The organism is Thioalkalivibrio sp. ALJ3 (genome assembly GCF_000377205.1).
Classification (GTDB): Bacteria; Pseudomonadota; Gammaproteobacteria; order Ectothiorhodospirales; family Ectothiorhodospiraceae; genus Thioalkalivibrio.
The window spans coordinates 181,459-198,641 of the sequence record NZ_KB897906.1; the positions used below are offsets into that span (position 1 = coordinate 181,459).

17 protein-coding genes are annotated in these 17,183 nt (G+C 63.9%); 8 read left to right on the top strand and 9 right to left on the bottom strand.

Annotated features, from left to right (window positions below):
• Positions 1-4: 4 nt before the first annotated feature.
• Genes C935_RS0105030 through surE form a run of 3 tightly spaced genes read right to left on the bottom strand, consistent with a single transcriptional unit; the run spans position 5 to position 2,065 of the window.
• Positions 5-589, bottom strand: coding sequence for a YqaA family protein (locus C935_RS0105030; RefSeq protein WP_018861424.1), 585 nt, complete (start codon positions 587-589; stop codon positions 5-7).
• A 47-nt stretch (positions 590-636) separates the two neighbouring features.
• Complete coding sequence (locus tag C935_RS0105035; protein WP_026278653.1) at positions 637-1,302, bottom strand: protein-L-isoaspartate(D-aspartate) O-methyltransferase; 666 nt, start codon at positions 1,300-1,302, stop codon at positions 637-639.
• Complete coding sequence (gene surE / locus C935_RS0105040) at positions 1,292-2,065, bottom strand: 5'/3'-nucleotidase SurE (RefSeq protein ID WP_018861426.1); 774 nt, start codon at positions 2,063-2,065, stop codon at positions 1,292-1,294. The genes C935_RS0105035 and surE overlap by 11 nt, the downstream gene beginning before the upstream one ends.
• A gap of 125 nt (positions 2,066-2,190) precedes the next feature.
• Between surE and C935_RS0105045 the strand changes: the two genes are divergently transcribed.
• The 3 genes from C935_RS0105045 (at position 2,191) to C935_RS0105055 (ending at position 4,203) form a co-directional block, all read left to right on the top strand.
• A complete protein-coding gene (locus C935_RS0105045; protein ID WP_018861427.1) occupies positions 2,191-2,754 on the top strand; it encodes a Smr/MutS family protein in 564 nt (187 codons plus the stop codon).
• 225 nt (positions 2,755-2,979) lie between these two features.
• The gene (locus C935_RS0105050; protein WP_018861428.1) at positions 2,980-3,588 is read left to right on the top strand and encodes a DUF3365 domain-containing protein; all 609 of its coding nucleotides are present in this window, start codon (positions 2,980-2,982) and stop codon (positions 3,586-3,588) included.
• A 171-nt stretch (positions 3,589-3,759) separates the two neighbouring features.
• Positions 3,760-4,203 carry a PAS sensor domain-containing protein gene (locus tag C935_RS0105055; RefSeq protein ID WP_018861429.1) on the top strand — a complete coding sequence of 148 codons (444 nt, stop codon included), beginning with the start codon at positions 3,760-3,762 and terminating at the stop codon, positions 4,201-4,203.
• Positions 4,204-4,238: 35 nt separating this feature from the next.
• Here C935_RS0105055 and truD read toward each other — a convergent pair whose 3' ends face one another.
• The 5 genes from truD to mrcB are packed head-to-tail and all read right to left on the bottom strand — an operon-like array spanning position 4,239 to position 10,854.
• Positions 4,239-5,288 (bottom strand): tRNA pseudouridine(13) synthase TruD, encoded by a 1,050-nt coding sequence (gene truD / locus C935_RS0105060; protein ID WP_196800532.1) that lies wholly within the window; start codon positions 5,286-5,288, stop codon positions 4,239-4,241.
• On the bottom strand, positions 5,285-5,986 hold the full coding sequence (tsaB, locus tag C935_RS0105065; protein ID WP_018861431.1) for a tRNA (adenosine(37)-N6)-threonylcarbamoyltransferase complex dimerization subunit type 1 TsaB: 702 nt from the start codon (positions 5,984-5,986) through the stop codon (positions 5,285-5,287). Before tsaB ends, truD begins: the two co-directional genes overlap by 4 nt.
• A complete protein-coding gene (locus tag C935_RS0105070) occupies positions 5,977-7,920 on the bottom strand; it encodes an ATP-dependent DNA helicase (protein WP_026278654.1) in 1,944 nt (647 codons plus the stop codon). The genes tsaB and C935_RS0105070 overlap by 10 nt, the downstream gene beginning before the upstream one ends.
• A gap of 43 nt (positions 7,921-7,963) precedes the next feature.
• Positions 7,964-8,512, bottom strand: coding sequence for a tetratricopeptide repeat protein (locus C935_RS0105075; RefSeq protein WP_018861433.1), 549 nt, complete (start codon positions 8,510-8,512; stop codon positions 7,964-7,966).
• Positions 8,512-10,854: a penicillin-binding protein 1B gene (mrcB, locus tag C935_RS0105080; protein ID WP_155996728.1), complete on the bottom strand. Its 2,343-nt coding sequence runs from the start codon at positions 10,852-10,854 to the stop codon at positions 8,512-8,514. Before mrcB ends, C935_RS0105075 begins: the two co-directional genes overlap by 1 nt.
• A 152-nt stretch (positions 10,855-11,006) precedes the next feature.
• Between mrcB and C935_RS0105085 the strand changes: the two genes are divergently transcribed.
• From C935_RS0105085 to C935_RS0105105, 5 genes are all read left to right on the top strand, one after another.
• Positions 11,007-12,566 carry a bifunctional aminoglycoside phosphotransferase/ATP-binding protein gene (locus tag C935_RS0105085; protein ID WP_018861435.1) on the top strand — a complete coding sequence of 520 codons (1,560 nt, stop codon included), beginning with the start codon at positions 11,007-11,009 and terminating at the stop codon, positions 12,564-12,566.
• Between the two features lie 51 nt (positions 12,567-12,617).
• Positions 12,618-13,391 carry a hypothetical protein gene (locus C935_RS0105090; RefSeq protein ID WP_018861436.1) on the top strand — a complete coding sequence of 258 codons (774 nt, stop codon included), beginning with the start codon at positions 12,618-12,620 and terminating at the stop codon, positions 13,389-13,391.
• Between the two features lie 61 nt (positions 13,392-13,452).
• A complete protein-coding gene (locus C935_RS0105095) occupies positions 13,453-13,953 on the top strand; it encodes a C40 family peptidase (protein ID WP_231367695.1) in 501 nt (166 codons plus the stop codon).
• Positions 13,954-13,994: 41 nt separating this feature from the next.
• Positions 13,995-14,513, top strand: coding sequence for a DUF302 domain-containing protein (locus C935_RS0105100; protein ID WP_018861438.1), 519 nt, complete (start codon positions 13,995-13,997; stop codon positions 14,511-14,513).
• Between the two features lie 142 nt (positions 14,514-14,655).
• The gene (locus C935_RS0105105; protein WP_018861439.1) at positions 14,656-15,876 is read left to right on the top strand and encodes an ISL3 family transposase; all 1,221 of its coding nucleotides are present in this window, start codon (positions 14,656-14,658) and stop codon (positions 15,874-15,876) included.
• Between the two features lie 348 nt (positions 15,877-16,224).
• On the opposite strand, the gene secF is transcribed toward C935_RS0105105, so the two are convergent.
• Positions 16,225-17,172 (bottom strand): protein translocase subunit SecF, encoded by a 948-nt coding sequence (gene secF, locus C935_RS0105110; protein WP_018861440.1) that lies wholly within the window; start codon positions 17,170-17,172, stop codon positions 16,225-16,227.
• Positions 17,173-17,183: the final 11 nt, after the last annotated feature.

Below are 17,183 nucleotides of genomic sequence, written 5' to 3' on the forward strand. Positions count from 1 at the left end.
GGTGCTATTCCATGAACAGCACGATCACCATCGCGCCCAGAAGAACCACTACCCCCGCCCAGCCAATGCGCTCCATATAGGGCCGCAGGTGCTGCTCGGCTCGGGGTCCTGCCCAGGCCATCACCAACGCCACGAGGAAGAACCTCAGCCCGCGTCCGATCAACGAAGCGATCACGAATGGGATTAGGGCCATGGACAGGGCGCCCGCCGTCACCGTAAACAGCTTGTAGGGGATCGGCGAGAACCCGGCGATCAGCACGACCCAGACCCCCCAGACGCTGAACCAGGCCTCGGCCTGTGCGAGTTCCTCGCCATATCCCCAGCGCTCCAGCCATGGTCCGATTCCTTCGAAAGCCGCCCAGCCGATCAGGTAGCCCAGCAGCCCTCCCAGCACGGAGAAGATCGTCGTGAGGGCGGCCAGGCGCCAGGCCGCCCGCGGACGGGCGGCCGCCATCGGTGCCAGCATGACATCGGGCGGCACCGGGAAAAAGGAGGATTCGGCGAATGACAGCGTCGCCAGGTAACGCGGAGCATGTCGGTGCCGCGACCACTGCATCACACGGTCATAAAGTGGCTCAAACAGCTTCACGCGATACCCTTCGGGGGAGAACCATCATGCCGGAACACGCGGAAACCTCACTGCTCGGCTCCCGGCAACATGGGAACGAACATGACCGCATCGAGGATGTCGCGCACGTAGGCCTCTTCGGTACGCGTATAGCGCACCAGTTGCTGCCGTCCGTCCGGGCCCTCCACCGGAGCCACCAGGCGACCATCGAGAGCGAGCTGTGTCAGGAGCGTTTCCGGAACATTGTGTGGCGCGGCGGTCAGGATGATGCCGTCGAATGGTGCCCGTTCCGGCCACCCCTCTGCCCCATCGCCGTGTCGAAGGTTGACGTTGTTGATCCCCAGGCGACTCAGCAATTCCCGTGCATTGCGGCTCAGCGCCTGGATGCGTTCGACGGAATAGACCCGATCCACCAGTTGAGCCAGTACCGCCGCCTGATATCCCGAACCGGTGCCGATCTCCAGTACCGTACTCACAGGGCCGCCCTCGAGCAGCGCCTCGGTCATCCGCGCCACGATAAATGGCTGCGAAATCGTCTGCCGATGGCCAATAGGCAGCGCGATGTTCTCGTAGGCGCGATGGCTCAGTGCCTCTTCGACAAACATATGCCGAGGCACCGTACGAATGGCCTCAAGCACACGAGGATTGTGGATACCCTGCCCTTCCAGCAAACGGAGCAGCCGCTCGCGTGCTCTCCCCGACGTCAACCCCGCGCCGCGCGCATCAGGAACCATGGTGGCTCCCCGGCGCTCCATCCTCCAGCCAGCGACCTACCGTATCGATGGCGTCGTAACGCGTTAGATCCACCTGAATTGGAGTCACCGACACATATCCCTCACGTACTGCATGAAAATCCGTACCCGGACCGGCGTCCTGTTCCGACCCCGCCGGACCGACCCAGTAGATGGGGCGCCCGCGGGGGTCGGCGTCCGCGATCATCGGCTCCGCACGATGGCGGTTACCCAGACGCGTCGCCTGTACACCACGAATGCGTTCGCGCGGCAGATCCGGGACATTGACGTTCAGGATCGTGGCAGCCGGCAGCGGCACGCGGTGTATACGGTCCAGCAAGTCCAAGACGATACGACCCGCCGCATCATAGTGTTCAAGGTCGATCCCCACCAGCGAAACCGCGATCGCCGGCAGGCCCAGAAAACGGCCCTCCATGGCGGCCGCAACGGTACCCGAATAGAGCACGTCATCGCCCATGTTGGCCCCGGAATTGATTCCCGAAATCACGACATCCGGCTCCCAGTCACCGAGCAGACCGGTCAAGGCCAGATGCACACAATCCGTCGGAGTCCCGTCGACCTGAATTCCGTCACCACCCACCTCGCGCGCCCGTACTGGTCGCACCAGCGTCAAGCTGTTGGACGCACCACTACGGTCGCGATCCGGCGCGACCACACGCACCTCGGCGACCTCACGCAGACAATTCGCCAGACACTGGATGCCGGGCGCATGGATACCGTCGTCGTTACTTACCAGAATGCGCATGCGGATTGGGGGTCACCGGGAAGATGCCTAATATACTGGAATCGGAACACCGAGCGCGGTCATGAACCTCAGCGTTTCCCTGAAGTTCTTTCCGTCCACGCCACGGAAAACGCGAGTATCCTGCCATGAACTCCGGCAATGATCCCAACGACAGGCCCGACGACACGGATGAATTTCTGCGTGCGATTGGCGATGTGCGACGCTTGCACCATGATCAGGCGGACACAGGCAAGCCGCGTCCGCCAGCCCGTGCGCGCCAGCGTGATCAGGATGACGCGGCCGCCCGTGCCGACTGGCTAAGCGATCCCATCGGGGCCTCGGACCTGCAGCCAGGCGACGAATTGCGGTATGCCCGCGACGGCATCAGCCACCGCGTTTTTCGCAAGCTGCGCAATGGACATTACCGTGTGGAGGACGAGCTCGACATGCACGGGATGTTCGCGGACGAAGCCAGACACGCCATCGCTCGGTTTCTCGATCAGGCACGCGAGCGCGGGCGGCTTTGTGTGCGCGTGGTTCACGGCAAGGGCATGCGCTCACGGCAGCGAGGGCCGGTGCTCAAGGGACTCACCGATCACTGGCTCCGCCAGCGGCACGACGTACTGGCGTTCTGTTCCGCTCCGCCCACCGATGGGGGCACCGGTGCGGTCTACGTCCTCCTGAAACGCGCGTCGGGGCCGGCCCGTTAGCCTAACGTTAGAACGGCCGGCAGATGTACTTCAGTCACATATTCCCATTCGCTGATTTTTGAGCCTAGACTGATTCCAGGCTCCACGCTGGAAACTCAAGCCAGGAAGTGGTTCACGTTTTTCCTGTACCGATCCTTGCAAACTCCAGCAATCCGTACCATGCTTTGTATAGGTATTGTACAGACCTATGGGACGCAACGGACATTGCATTGGGAGGTCCTGTCCATGAAGAACTGGAAGCTAGCCCCGATCGCCCTTGGCCTGGCCGCGTTCGTCGGTACCAGCGGATACGCTCTCGGCGACGATGACGCCACCAAGATGACCGACGAAGAACTGCAGGATCAGATCGCGCAGAGTCGTGCCGCGATAGAGCAGTTCGCCAGCACCCTTCAAAGTGAACTGATGGCGGCGATGGAAGAAGGTGGCCCCATTCAGGCCATCGAGGTGTGCAACGAGCGTGCGCCCGAGATCGAGCAGAGGATTTCGGCCGAATTCGGCCGGGACATCGGCCGCACCAGCTTGAAAATCCGCAATCCGGAAAACAGCCCGGACGAGTGGGAACGTATCCAGCTCGAGCACTTTGAGTCGCTGCGTGCCGATGGCACTCCGGCCGACCAACTGGATCCGCGCCACGAGGTCGTTGAGGACGAGGATGGCGCGCGCTTCCGCTTTATGGCGGCCATTCCTACCGGCGGAGCATGTCTGGCCTGCCATGGCACTGACATCAGTAGCGACGTCAAACACGCGCTCGAGCGTCTGTATCCCGACGATGAGGCCACCGGCTTCAGCGAGGGTGATGTGCGTGGCGCGTTCACGATCACCCACGAGATGTAGGCCTCAAGTCCTTGTGCTTCAAAGGCCGCCTTCGGGCGGCTTTTTTTGTGTGTTGGCGACATTGCCCGCGTCAGAGCATATTCGTGCTATTTTTAGAACGGCAGAGTACCCGAACCGAGGGTGTCCCCAGGTCGGGTCTGCCACTTGCCCAGCACACGAATCTGACCAAATATGACGCGAACGATTGACGCCGAACTCCTGGCCCTTGCCGTAGACGCTTCCAATGATGGCGTCGTCATCGCAGAACGCGAAGGCGACGACAACATCCTCATCTACGTGAACCGCGCGTTCGAAGAACTGACCGGCTATCGCTCCGAGGAGATCCTCTATCGTGACTGTCGTTTCCTTCAGGGGGACGATACCGGCCAGGAAGCGCGCTCGGAGATTCGCACGGCGATGGAGGAAAACCGGCCCTGCCGGGTGACACTGCGCAACTACCGTAAGGACGGCTCGCTGTTTTGGAACGAGCTGTCACTCACGCCGGTGTTCAACGACGAAGATCGGCTGACCTACTACATTGGCATCCAGAAAGACATCACGGCCCGGGTCGAGGCGGAGCAACGCGCCGAACAAGCGGAACAAAAGCTCAAGCAGACTGAGGCCCGTTCCGCCTGAAGGCTGTCCCGGGCTGCCTTGCGAAGCCCGCCCCACTACGGCGCGACCGCTTCAGGCGCCTCGCCAATCAGTGCGTCAAGAATGCTGGTCGCATATTCCCCAGGACCGAGTTCGATTTCCAGGCGCAGGTCGTTGTCCTGCCATTCCCAGCCGAGTGACGCCGGAAGGAGTCGCAGGGCCCGGCGCGCGGGCTTTATGCCCTGCGCCTCCAGCCCCGACGCCAGGGTTTCGAATCGTCGGGCACTGTGCGCTTCTAGGCTGTGTACCTCGCCCGTCGTCAATCGTTCGCCCCGACCCCACAGCGGGCCCGTCGGATGGATCACGCCCGTCGCCAGGCGCTGCTCGATGTCGGTCGTGACCTCGGGAACCGCAAACACACTGCCGGATCCCTGGAAGGTTGCAACGTCACCTGGCCGAAAACTTGCCCAGGTCCCGTCGCTTACACGCTCGGCCAGCACGGCGTTGAATATTGCAGAACGCGCCGAAGACAGCAGCAGACTGCGCTGGTTGCGTCCTCGGGGCGCCCGTCCACCACCCAGCCACCGCTCAGCCTGCTCCAGGTTGCGGCGGCCGAATCGTTGCTGACCGAAGTAGTTCGGCACCCCTTGTTCACAGATCCGCCGAAGGACCTGCTCGGCCCCGTCGCGATTACGCGTGACGCCACGCAGCCAGATGACAAAGCGGTTCCCCGCCAGATGGCCGGTGCGCAGCTTGCGCGAATGCCGCTTCGCACGCAGTACTCGAACTTCGCCCTCGACGCTCCCATTCATGTGTTCTGTCAGGGTTGAAGCCGATTGCCAGTCCGGCTCGGCGTTGGTCGTACACTGCACGCTGAACCACTGGCGCGTGACGGCCTGTCGGTCCTTGCGCCCGGCATAGCTCACCTGTGCCCGCGGTACCTGGCATGCCCGCGCCAGAGCCACGGCGACATCCTCGGTGTTGAGCAACCGCTTCTCGACCTCCAGCCAGAGGTGTTCCCCGCTCCCTTCGGGCGCGGTCGCTGGGAGTTCGAACACGCAAAAATCTTCGGGGGCCTGTTTTACTCGCGCCGAGATCGGGGCTGGCCAGGGATATACCGGTGTCATGCCCCCGACCCTCGAGGCCTGGATGGTTCCGCAACGTTGTCGCGCAGGTAAACAGGCTGGGCGTGTTCGGGCGCTATGGCCTCGCCGCGCTCCCACGCATCCACGGCCAGCATGGCGACCTCGCGCGCGCGTGGCAACGCATCCGGGTATACCCGTCCCGGGCTTAGCCCACTTCGCTCGAGTAGCTCGGGATAGGCCAAAAATCCGGAGCCAATGCCCTGCTGCGGCGAGCCTCTCCATGCGGGCAGCACTTGGCTTGGCGCCGATACCTGCTCCTGGGCCGACTGCGCGCGCCCGCCGACGATGGCATTCAGGCTCCAGTACACCTCGCCCATACGTGCATCGATGGCCGCGAGTCCTTCCTCCGGAGATGTCTCGGGCTCTTCGCGTACGAGCTGCTGCGCCAGCGCCTGCAGGGTCGAGATCGGCAAGACAGGGCGATCGAGAGCAAAGGCCATTCCCTGTGCGGCCCCCAGCCCCAGGCGCACGCCAGTGAACGCCCCGGGTCCACGCCCCACGGCGACGGCATCCAGCGAAGTTCGAGCGATATCCGCTCGCGCGAGGAGTTCCTCCACCTGACGAAGAATCAGCTCGCCATGTTTGCGTGGGGCTTGCGCCTCGACCGAGTCCAGGACTCCATCCACCCACAGCGCGGCGGAGCACATTTCGGTACAGGTCTCGATGGCGATCAATCGCATCCGATACGCTCCCGGGCCGTCGCGAGAAACTGCAAGGCTGCTACCGGATCACGTGTACGATGGAAAGGTGGCAGGCTGGCGAGGAACCGACGTCCATACGCCTTTCCGGTCAGGCGCGGGTCGCAGATGGCGAGAATCCCGGAATCATCGGCATCGCGAATCAGGCGCCCGGCTCCCTGTTTTAACGCCAGCACCGCCTGCGGCAGGCTGAATTCCATGAATGGCGAGCGGCCTTCGGCCTCCAGAGCCTGAGCCCGGGCCTGCAAGACGGGATCGTTCGGCGCCGCGAATGGCAGTCGGTCAATAATCACGACCGTCAGGGCCTCTCCCCGGATGTCCACGCCCTCCCAGAAGCTGTGGGCGCCCAGCAGCCAGGCGGTCCCACTCTCGCGAAACTTCGCCAGCAGGTCGGCCCGAGGCTGTTCGCCTTGCACCAGCAGTTCGCGGTCGGGCAATTCGGCGCGCAACAGGGTCGCCGCTTCCTGCAAGGCTCGGTGGCTGGTGAACAGAAAGAACCCGCCACCGGGGTTATCCCGCAGCAACGGCCAGGCCCAGGCGACGCAGGCGCGGGTATAGTCCGGGCTGTTCGGGTTGGGCAGTGGCGGGTGCGGATGTACCAGGCACGCCTGCCGGGCGAAGTCGAACGGGCTTTCCAGCCGCTCCTGGGCGACATCCACCGGCAGGCCCAGACGCCGCGCCGCATGGGTGAAGTCTTCTCCAACGGCCAGCGTGGCCGAGGTAAACACCCATGCCGCGGGACGCGCAGCACGACGCTGAGCAAGCGGCCGTGCCGCATCCAGCGGGGTCCTGTGCAGGATGACGCTCTGTGCGAATCGCTCGACCCAGGCGACGGTATCCGCTGTGTCGTTGCGCCAGGCCTGCAGGCGTTCCCTCATCAGCAGTACACGCCCCTGCACCTGTTCGAGCCCGGGGCCTCGTTCGGTGGCCGGCGCCAGTGCATCGCCAAGCGCGCACAGGGCCCCTTCAAGTTCCTTGATCAGGGGATCCATCCGGCCCTGATCGTTCACGGCTTCCCAAGCCGCACGCGATTCCATGCCCTGCGTTCTCTCGAGCAGCTTTTTCACCACGGTTTCGAGTTCGACTGCGGCCTCGCGAATCGCCACCATGTCGGAGGCCGCCTGCTCCTGTTCCCGCCGTACATCACGCGCCAGATCGCGCAATGCACGGCTTCCTACCGCAACGCCAAAAAATGCACCTGCAATTTCTGGGAGTTGGTGAGCTTCGTCCACGATCACGGCGTCCACTTCGGGCAGGAGTTCACCAAAGCCCTCTTCCTTCAGCGCCATGTCGGCCAGCAGGAGGTGGTGATTGACCACCACGACATCCGCATCCTGGGCGCGCTTGCGCGCCTGCACTACGAAGCAGTCGTTGTACTGTGGACATTCGCTGCCCAGGCAGTTGTCGACCGTCGAGGTCACCTGGGGCCACAGTGGCGAGTCTTCGGCGAGGATCCCGGCCTGCCCCAGATCGCCCGTCGGATGGGTCCGCGCGAATTGGCGCAGCGCTTCGATCACGGGCATTCGTTCGCGCTGGGCACTGCGCCGCGTCTGCCCGCTGGCGTCGGCGGCAGCGAGCTCCAGACGGTAGTGGCACAGGTAGTTGGCGCGGCCCTTCAACAGCGCGGTGCGCGGCCGATAGCCCAATGCCGAGCAGACGGTCGGCAGATCACGCTCGTAGAGCTGGTCCTGCAAGGTCTTGGTGCCCGTCGAAACCAGTGCCTTGCGTCGCGCCTGCAGGACCGGCACAAGATAGGCAAAGGTCTTCCCGACCCCGGTGGCCGCCTCGACCAGTAATGCCGTTGGTGCCTGCCCCAGGGCCGATTCCACCGCTGCCGCCATGCGCTGCTGCGGCTCACGCGGGCGGAACCCCTGCAGCGCCTGCGCGAGGTCCCCCCCGGGGCTTAGCGCGCGCACCGCCGGCGACTCGGACGTGGCCGACACAGCTGATTCGACGAACTCAGACAACGCCGGTTTCCAGCCTCTGGATGGCGTCCTGGGCCTCCCGCGCGCCTTCTTTGTCGCCCATCGCCTCGCGCGCGGCCCTGATCACACGCCAGTTCTCCAGCGCGAGGGTGCGGTCCCGCTCCCCGTCGAGTTGCAGCGAACGTCCGGCCAGGCGATCCGCCTGAGGATAGTTGCCCTGCTCCAGCCGGATGCGGGCCATTTGATGCCAAAGCGATGCATCCCGTGGAGCGATCCGCAGGGCGCGTTCGAGCTGCTGAGCCGCACGCTCGAGGTTACCCTCGCTGCGTGAGCCCTCTGCCTGCTCGGCTAGTGCCAGGGCGGCCGACGGTGTGGTCTCCGGCTCCGGCACGGGCTCGCGATCGCGGGCCTCCTCGTGCGGAATGGGTTCCGGCTCCGGGGCCTCGGCCGCTGGCGGTTCCTCTGGGGCGGGTGCTCGTGTTTCCGGTACCGCACAGGCAGCCAGGAACACGACGGTCAGTAACGCACCGATCGGTTGTGGACGAATCCGCAGGCGAACGTGAATGGGGGAAGTTGGAATCATTAGCGGAAGAGTCTCTCGAAGAAGCCCCGTTCATCCGGGGTTCGGCCCGTATCGCAGTCGGCACGGTTCTCGGGCATGGAATTCTGCCAGAACGGAAGCGATTTCACCGCCTCGCAGGCATGATCTTCCCGTTCCACACGACCGCCGGATTTCAGATCGATCTCCTGGTAGGCAATCTCGGGGTGACGATCAAGTCGCAGCGAACGGGCGCCAAGACCCGCCATCACATCGGCCCATATGGGCGCCGCGGCCGCCCCTCCGGTCAGGCCCGTCGCTTCGTTGTCATCCATCCCCAGCCAGATCACCGTGACGTAACGGTCGTCGAAACCGGCGAACCAGCTATCCCGAAAGTTGTTCGTGGTGCCTGTCTTGCCCGCTACAACCCGCCCCGGGAGGCGCTGGCTGATCTGGCGCCCGGTGCCCTCGGTGGTGACATCATGCAGGGCATGCGTCAGAAGGCTCACGGCGCCGTCCGGTACGGCGCCACGCAGCTCCAGACCGTAGTGGGACAAGACCTCGTCCTCCAGGTCGAGGACGTCCCGAATCGCCCGGGTGCCGGTCGCATAGCCGCCGTTGGCCAGAGCCTGGTATAACCCGGCCACCTCCAGCGGCGACAACTCAATCGCGCCGAGGGCCAGCGACGGCAGCGGCGCCGGGGTGCGCTGCAAGCCAAGCGTCTGTAGCACGTCGATCAGCTGCGAAATGCCGATCTCCTGGGCCAGCCGCACCGTGGCGACGTTGTAGGACTGTACGAGCGCCTCCCAGGCCGTCACGTCGCCACGGTGCTCGCGGTCGAAATTGCGCGGCGTCCAGGGCTCACCATGCGGCAGCTGGATGGTCATCGGGCTGTCATCGAGCAGGCTCGCAAGCGTATAGCGCCCCGGTTGCGTCAGCGCAGCCAGATAGACGAAAGGCTTCAACACCGATCCGACCTGCCGCTGCGCCTCGACCGCCCGGTTATAGCCGGGAAACTGCGGATTGCGATCCCCCACTACCGCGAGCACCTCTCCCGCCTGCGGGTCGGTGACGACGGCTGCAGCCTGCAGCCGCTCCAGATTGGATCCGCGTTGCTCGATCACGCGATCGACGCCCGACTTCAGTCGGTCCTCCAGGGTGAGCTGCACGACCGGATCCATCGTGGTGAAGATTCTGAGCCCCTCGCTGCGCAGGTCTTCGTCGGCGTAGTCGGCGCGCAGCTCGCGGCGCACCATGTCGAGAAACGCCGGGAAACGGCTGCGTCCCTGCGGCACCACGGGGGAGACATCCAGTTCGGTATCGAGAGCGGCCTCGATCTGCTCGGCATCGGCCAGGCCGGTTTCCAGCATGGCGCGCAGTACCTGGTCGCGACGTGCCTTGGCACGCTGGGGATGCCGCCGTGGATCGTAGTAACTCGCGCCGCGCGCAAGCCCCACCAACAGGGCGAGCTGGTCCAGCCGCAGTTCGTTCAGCGGGCGCTGGTAGTAAAACTGGGAACCCTGACCGAATCCGTGGATCGCCCGTTCGCCCGCCTGGCCGAGATACACCTCGTTGAGGTAGGCCTCGAGTATTTCGCGCTTGGAATAGCGTCGCTCCAGCAACAGGGCCATGATCGCTTCGTTGGCTTTGCGTGCGAGGGTCTGATCGCGTGTCAGATAAAAATTCTTGACCAGTTGCTGTGTCAGGGTGCTGCCGCCCTGGACCGTCCGACCCGCACGCAGGTTGGCCATGGCGGCACGGGCAATACCCGCCGGGTCCACCCCGCGGTGCGACATGAAGCGACGATCCTCGATCGCCAGCAGCGCACCAATCAGTTCGCGCGGCACCTCGTCGATGGATACCAGGATGCGATCTTCTCCATGGGTCGGGTATATGCTCCCGACCAACAGGGGTTCGACCCGCATCAGGTCCACGCGACCGCCGTTTTCCTGCTCGCGCACGGATTGTACGCGTCCGTCGGCAAAATCCACCCGCACCGAGTGGGCAGGTTCTGGCCCGTCACCGAAGGTAAATGGCCGCGTGGTGAATGACACCCGGCTGCCATCCACGCGATACTCGCCCGGACCACTGCCCTGCTCACTGCTGCGATAGTTCAAGGCTTCGAGTTCCGTCTCGAGTGCCTGTGGCGTGAGCACCCGCCCTTCGTACAGTTCCAGCGGCCGCGCATAGACGCGTGCCGGCAGGGCCCAGCGCTGTCCCTCGAAGCGCTCGCGAATCTCCTGGTCCAGCGACACCACATAGATCGCGCCAACGCCCATGCCGGCCAGTAACAGCCCCGCGAACAGCCACACCCCCGCGCCAAGAAAGCGACGCAGGCCTCGGGATGCAGAACCTCGGCGGGAACGAGCGGTGCGTTTTCGGGCCATGGGGGCGTGTGAAGACCACGGAAAGGAATGGGAACCACCCCAATGTTAACCTGACCGGGAGGAACGGGCATGCCGCGATGCAGCGTTTCCGGGAACGAATCGGCACAAAAGCCGTCCACCCGATCGCGAGCCGGCAATCCGATGGAGACGTGATGAGCGCGCTGGAAGAACATCAGCAACAGTTGCAGGCCCTGATTGCCACACTGGGGTTTCCCGAACCCGCGCCGCGTGACCAGGTGCAGCGGATCGAGACCCACATCTCGACGGTCATCCTCGCGGGTGACCATGCATACAAGTTCAAAAAGCCACTGGTTCTGGGATTCCTGGACTTTTCCACCCTGGAGGCGCGCAAGCACTTCTGCGAGACCGAGCTGGAGGTAAACCGCCGCCTGGCCCCGCAGATCTATATCGACGTGGTGACCCTGAACGGTGAGGCCACGGCCCCGCGCATCAACGGCGAAGGACCAGTCCTGGATTATGCCGTGTGCATGCGTCGGTTCGATCGCCGCAAGCAGCTGGACAACCTGCTGGAGAAAGGCCGACTGCCAAGCGCGGCCATGGACGCGCTTGGCCATTACATCGCGGAGTTTCACGAACGCACGGAGCGGGCGGACGCCGACTCGCCTCATGGCACTCTTGAGGCGGCGACCCAGCCCATGCTGGATAACTTTCCGGCGCTCTCGGAAGCAGTACGTGGCGAAGCTGAGCGCGCCCGCCTGACAGCGCTGGAACGATGGACCCGCCGCGAGATCGACCGTCTCGGTCCGTTTCTGGAGTCGCGGCACCGCGGGGGCTTTGTCCGCCACGGACATGGCGACCTGCATCTGGGCAACATCGTGTATGTCGAAGACCCGGAACGAGGTGAAGCTCTCGCGGCCTTCGACGCCATCGAGTTCGACCCCGATCTGCGCTGGATCGACGTGATCTCCGAGATCGCGTTCACAACGATGGATCTTCTGTCACGCGAGGCGCGTGCACATGCCTGGCGATTGCTGAATGCGTATCTCGAAGGTCGTGAAGACTTCGCCGGGCTCGCACTCCTTCCTCTCTACCAGGTCTATCGTGCGTTGATCCGAGCCAAGGTGCAGGGCATCCATGCACAAGAGTCCCATTTGCCGTCGGACGAACAGGCCGCACACCGTGCGCAGATGGGCCGTTACCTTGCGCTGGCGGAACGCCTGACCGAGCCGGGTACGCCTCGCCTGATTCTGATGCACGGCGTATCCGGCAGTGGGAAGACCGTGATCAGTACACAAATTATCGAGGCCCTCGGGGCATTGCGGCTGCGCTCCGATATCGAGCGCAAGCGCATGGGCGACGAGGTCTCGTACAGCGAGGAGGCACGCGGGCAGATCTACTCTCACCTGCGCGAGCGCGCCGATACCCTTCTCGCACTAGGCCATACCGTAATCGTGGACGCGACCTTCCTGACACGTGCCCACCGGACACCATTCCAGAAGCTCGCCACCCGCCACCAGGCTGGCTTCGCGGTGGTCGCCTGTCATGCCAGCGATCGGATACTGCACCAGCGTCTCGAACAGCGCGCAGCGGCTGCTCAGGATGCCTCCGATGCGGATTACCAGGTGATGCAGCAACAACGCCCGCAGCAGGAATGGCCAACCGGTGCGGAAGGGGTGGTGGAGGTTGCGCCGGAACAACCCCTGGACACCGATGCACTCGCACGGCAGCTTTTGCAACCGGTTTCCGCCTGATCCCGCGTGGCCATGTCACAATAGACCCTGGTTCCTCTCTTGCAAATGCTCATGTCCCGTACTCTCGCCCTGCTCCCGGCCGCTGGCCTCCTGACCCTGGCGGCGGCTCTGCCGGCCCAGGCCGACGCTCTCTTGCACTACATCGACGACGAAGGGCTCGAGAGTCAGATCCTGGTGCGTGACCACATGATCCGCATGGAGTTGAACGAGGCGATTAGCGGGACTTCCGGTTACATGTTGTTCGACGCACGCAATGACCAGCTCACCGTGGTGGACGACGACGACCAGACCTATTTGCCGCTGACCCGCGAGGTGATGGACCAGCAGATACAGGCGATGACCGACATGGTCAGCGACCTGCGCCGACAGATGGAACAGCTCCCCCCCGATGTTCGCGAACAGCTGAAACAACAGCTCGGCATCGGCCCCGAGGGATTCGAGGCCGATATCAGTACCCGCGAGACCGGCGAACAGCGGGATATCGGAGAGTTTGTCTGTAGCGAGATCGAGGTCTTGATCGACGATCGCCCCCAGAGCACGGTCTGCGTCGCCGACGCGCAGTCTCTGGGACTAGACGAATCCGATTTCCAGACCCTCGGGGCCTTGATGGATCGGCTTTATGAGCTGTCGTTGCGCGCCCTCGAGGCGGGAGGGCCCATGGCTTCCCAGATGGGGGCGTCCCTGCTCCCGCGTGTGGAGGGAATCCCGCTGGAGGTTCGCGAATACGAGGGTGTCACAACCCGGCTGGCAGGACTGTCCACCGATCCACTGAGCGAGGCCCTGTTTCAGGTGCCCGAGAGCTATGAAGAAACCGAGATGTTCTAGTCTTCCGGGGTCTTTGGCCGGCTACGGGCTGGAGCCGGCCAGTATCCTGCCTGTTCTGGGGCTGGGGCTTGCACTAGTCCTGGTCGGGTGCGCGGGCAGTCCCGAGCCACGTGGGCCTGCCCCGGAACCGATCCAAGTGGACCCGGAGCCCCAGGTAGTCGAAGGCTCCATGAGCTACACGCCCGAGGTGGAACTGAAGCGTTCGGAGGTCGTGCTTGCGGCGCTTGGTCATCTGGATGCGCCTTATCGCTATGGCGGTACCGACGCCAGCGGGCTCGACTGTTCCGCGCTGGTACAGCGCGCATACCGCGAAGCGGGTCGCGATGTGCCCCGCACGACCGGCGAGCAGGCCGAGGCGGCCATCCAGCGTGATGGTGACCCAAGTCCCGGCGACGTCGTCTTCTTCGCGATAAACGGGAATCAAATCGACCATGTCGGGGTCTATGTCGGTGAAGGCCGATTCGTCCACGCACCCAGTTCGCGCGGGCAGGTCCGCATCGAGGAACTCGACAATCCCTACTGGGGCCCGCGCACCCGATTCGCAGGCCATTTCTTCGACTAAGCGGGCCTCGGGCCCCTGGAACCGACTACGAGGAAGGAACCATGAAGGCATCCCCCCATCTGCCCCAACTACTGCGCCGTTCGGTACTCGCCCTGGCCCTGAGCGCGGGCCTGGCGCTGGGCGCGACCGCCAGTGCTTATGAAACCGTAATGGACACCGACGAGCGCGTGATCTTCAAGATCGAGGGCGACTTCGATCACTACTTCGAGATGGTGGAAGAAGCGATTTCTGCCGAAGGTCTGGTGATCAACAACGTTGGTTTCATCGCGAACATGCTCGACCGTACCGCCGGGCAGGAGAGCGGCGAGGGTATCTACCTGGATGGCAGGTCGGTGGACTTCTGCAGCGCAACCTATTCCCGGGCCACGATGGAAGCCGATCCCCACAACATGGTGTTCTGCCCCTACATCATCACCGTCTACGAGCTAACCGACGAGCCCGGCGTCGTGTACATGGGCTATACCCCGGTACCCGAGGTCGGCGATAAAGAGTCCAAGGAAAGCTTGCGGGCCGTGAATGAACTGGTCGAGCGCATTATCAAGGAAGCCCTCGCGTTCTGATTGCCAGCGCCACCCAAAAAAGCCCGGCAGCCAAAGGCTTGCCGGGCTTTTTTATGGTTCATCGAAGGATACCGGGGAGGTGTTCGTGCACTGAACCGCATCGTAATCTCGCGTGGAGTCAGGCAGGACGCGGGAGAGCGGGATGCTGGACAAGAAGACGTTGCAGAAGCTGGGCGGCTGGGAAGGCTATCGGCTGGAGCGTGCGGTGTGGCCGGAGGAGGCCGGCGGGACGCTGGAGCTGCACCTGAAGCCGACACGGCAGTGGATGCACTGCGAACGCTGCGGCCACCGGACGCGTCAGGTGCACGAGACGACGCTGCGGCGGGTTCGGGATCTTCCCCTGTTCGAGTACCGGGTGGTGCTGGTGGTGCCGCGTCGCCGGGTGTGGTGCGAGCACTGCGGGGGACCGCAGTTGGAGCGCCTGAGCTGGCTGGGGCGCTACCAGCGACTGACCAACCGGTTGGCGGACGCCTGCAGTCAGTTGCTGCGCTCGGCCAGCATCCAGGCGGTGGCGGCCTTCTATGGCCTGGGCTGGCACACGGTGAAGACGGTGGACCGGCATCGGCTGGCGGCTTCGTTGCCGGAGCCGGACCGGGCGTCGATCCGCTATCTGGCGATGGACGAGTTCGCCCTGCACAAGGGCCACCGGTATGCCACGGTCGTGATCGAGCCGATCCGGCGTCAGGTGCTGTGGGTCGGGGAAGGCCGTTCGCGCGAGACGGCGCGGGCCTTCTTCGAGCAGCTCCCGGAGGGTGTGCGCGAGCGCATCGAGGCGGTGGCGATCGATATGACCACGGCCTTCGAGCTCGAGATCCGGGCGCAGTGTCCCCGGGCCGAGATCGTCTACGACCTGTTCCATGTGGTGGCCAAGTACGGCCGCGAGGTCATCGACCGGGTGCGCGTCGACGAGGCGAAGCGTCTGGGCGAGGACCGTCGGGCCCGTCGTGTGATCAAGTCCAGCCGCTGGCTGCTGCTGCGCAACCGGGCGTCGCTGAATACCGGGCAGGCGGTGCGTCTGGACGAGCTGTTACAGGCCAACCAGGCGTTACTGACGGTCTATCTGTTACGCGACGAACTCAAGCGGCTCTGGTTCCAGCGCCGTCCGGAACAGACCTGGCAGGCCTGGCGACACTGGGTACAACAGGCACAGGAGAGTGGCATCCAGGCCCTGCAGCGCTTCGCGCGGTTGCTGGAGCCCTATCTGCCCGGCATCGTCTCGCGCTGCCGGCATCGGCTGAATACCAGCGTTGTCGAAGGCATCAACAACACCATCAAAGTCATCAAGCGTCGCGCCTACGGCTACCGCGACCAGGACTACTTCTTCCTCAAAATCCGCGCCGCCTTCCCCGGTAATGCTCGATGAACCTTTTTTATACCCAACTGAAACGGGCCACCCCTAGGGAGACGCTGATTTAATCGCGCGTCCGCGCTCGAGTCGCTTTTGCGTGGGAACAAGGCGCGGTGACGGCCGTGCAGTCATTCTGCACAAGGGAACCGCAACGCCGTTCCCGCGCCCGTTGTTGATCAACAACGGGCGGCCGAGCCCCTGCAGTAAATGGCTTGCGGGGTTGGTGCCCCCTGTTCCCCGATCCTGCGTTGCGCCCCGAATCAATCAGCAACGGGCGGGTAGAACCACTACCCGCTACACGACGCGCCTTGTCTCGGAAAACAGGGGGCACCAACGCGGACGTGCGATTAAATCAGCGTCTCCCTAGGGCGTCTGATCCTCCTCTGCGCCTTCCTTCTTCACCGGCAGGAGCACCTGGCGGTCCACGCCCAGAAGCAAGGCTGCCGTCGCTGCGATAAAGATCGACGAGTAGGTCCCCACGATCACGCCGATAATCAGCGCGACCGAGAAGTTCTGAAGCGCCGCGCCGCCCAGGAAGGCCAGTGCAAACAACACCAGCAAGGTGGTCGTACTGGTGATGATCGTACGCGCCAGGGTCTTGTTCACCGCGATATTCATGACTTCTTCGGTGCCCTTCTTGCGCAATATACGGAAATTCTCCCGTATTCGGTCGTAGACAACGATGGTGTCATTCAATGAATACCCGATCACCGCAAGCACCGCGGCCAACACCCCCAGGTCGAACTCGAGTTGCAGGAGCGAGAAGATGCCAAGCGTGATCACCACGTCGTGGATCAACGCCAGCACCGACCCGATCGAAAAACGCCACTCAAATCGAACGGCCACGTAAATCAGAATCCCTGCCAAGGCGTAGATCATCGCCAGCCCGCCCTGCTCGCGCAGCTCCTCGCCCACGGCGGGCCCGACGAACTCCACCCGCCGTAGATCCGGGTCGTCCGGCCCGCCGTCCTGCAGCACATTGAGTACGCGGTTGGAAAGGGTTGCGGGGTCGTCGTCATCCTCGCTCGGGGGCAGCCGAATCAGCACATCGCGGGAGGTGCCAAAGGTCTGCACCTGTGCCCCGGAAAAGCCGCCTGCGGCCAGTGTCTCGCGGATCGGATCCAGCTCGACGGCCTCGGGATATCCGACCTCGACCAGCGTACCCCCGGTAAAGTCGATCCCGAAGTTCAGCCCCCGCGTGGCCAGCAGCGCCACGGAGATCACGATCAGGATCAGCGAGACGGTGATCGCGTATTTCCGTTTGCCGAGAAAATTCAGATTCGAATCGGCGAAGTTCAAATGCGGAAGCATATGTGTCTCCC

What these genes read in the sequence shown, in the direction of transcription:
- C935_RS0105035 (WP_026278653.1), bottom strand. Translation starts at nt 1,302, where the DNA reads ATGGTTCCTGATGCGCGCGGCGCGGGGTTGACGTCGGGGAGAGCACGC.
- surE (WP_018861426.1), bottom strand. Translation starts at nt 2,065, where the DNA reads ATGCGCATTCTGGTAAGTAACGACGACGGTATCCATGCGCCCGGCATC.
- C935_RS0105045 (WP_018861427.1), top strand. Translation starts at nt 2,191, where the DNA reads ATGAACTCCGGCAATGATCCCAACGACAGGCCCGACGACACGGATGAA.
- C935_RS0105050 (WP_018861428.1), top strand. Translation starts at nt 2,980, where the DNA reads ATGAAGAACTGGAAGCTAGCCCCGATCGCCCTTGGCCTGGCCGCGTTC.
- C935_RS0105055 (WP_018861429.1), top strand. Translation starts at nt 3,760, where the DNA reads ATGACGCGAACGATTGACGCCGAACTCCTGGCCCTTGCCGTAGACGCT.
- truD (WP_196800532.1), bottom strand. Translation starts at nt 5,288, where the DNA reads ATGACACCGGTATATCCCTGGCCAGCCCCGATCTCGGCGCGAGTAAAA.
- tsaB (WP_018861431.1), bottom strand. Translation starts at nt 5,986, where the DNA reads ATGCGATTGATCGCCATCGAGACCTGTACCGAAATGTGCTCCGCCGCG.
- C935_RS0105075 (WP_018861433.1), bottom strand. Translation starts at nt 8,512, where the DNA reads ATGATTCCAACTTCCCCCATTCACGTTCGCCTGCGGATTCGTCCACAA.
- mrcB (WP_155996728.1), bottom strand. Translation starts at nt 10,854, where the DNA reads ATGGCCCGAAAACGCACCGCTCGTTCCCGCCGAGGTTCTGCATCCCGA.
- C935_RS0105085 (WP_018861435.1), top strand. Translation starts at nt 11,007, where the DNA reads ATGAGCGCGCTGGAAGAACATCAGCAACAGTTGCAGGCCCTGATTGCC.
- C935_RS0105090 (WP_018861436.1), top strand. Translation starts at nt 12,618, where the DNA reads ATGTCCCGTACTCTCGCCCTGCTCCCGGCCGCTGGCCTCCTGACCCTG.
- C935_RS0105100 (WP_018861438.1), top strand. Translation starts at nt 13,995, where the DNA reads ATGAAGGCATCCCCCCATCTGCCCCAACTACTGCGCCGTTCGGTACTC.
- C935_RS0105105 (WP_018861439.1), top strand. Translation starts at nt 14,656, where the DNA reads ATGCTGGACAAGAAGACGTTGCAGAAGCTGGGCGGCTGGGAAGGCTAT.
- secF (WP_018861440.1), bottom strand. Translation starts at nt 17,172, where the DNA reads ATGCTTCCGCATTTGAACTTCGCCGATTCGAATCTGAATTTTCTCGGC.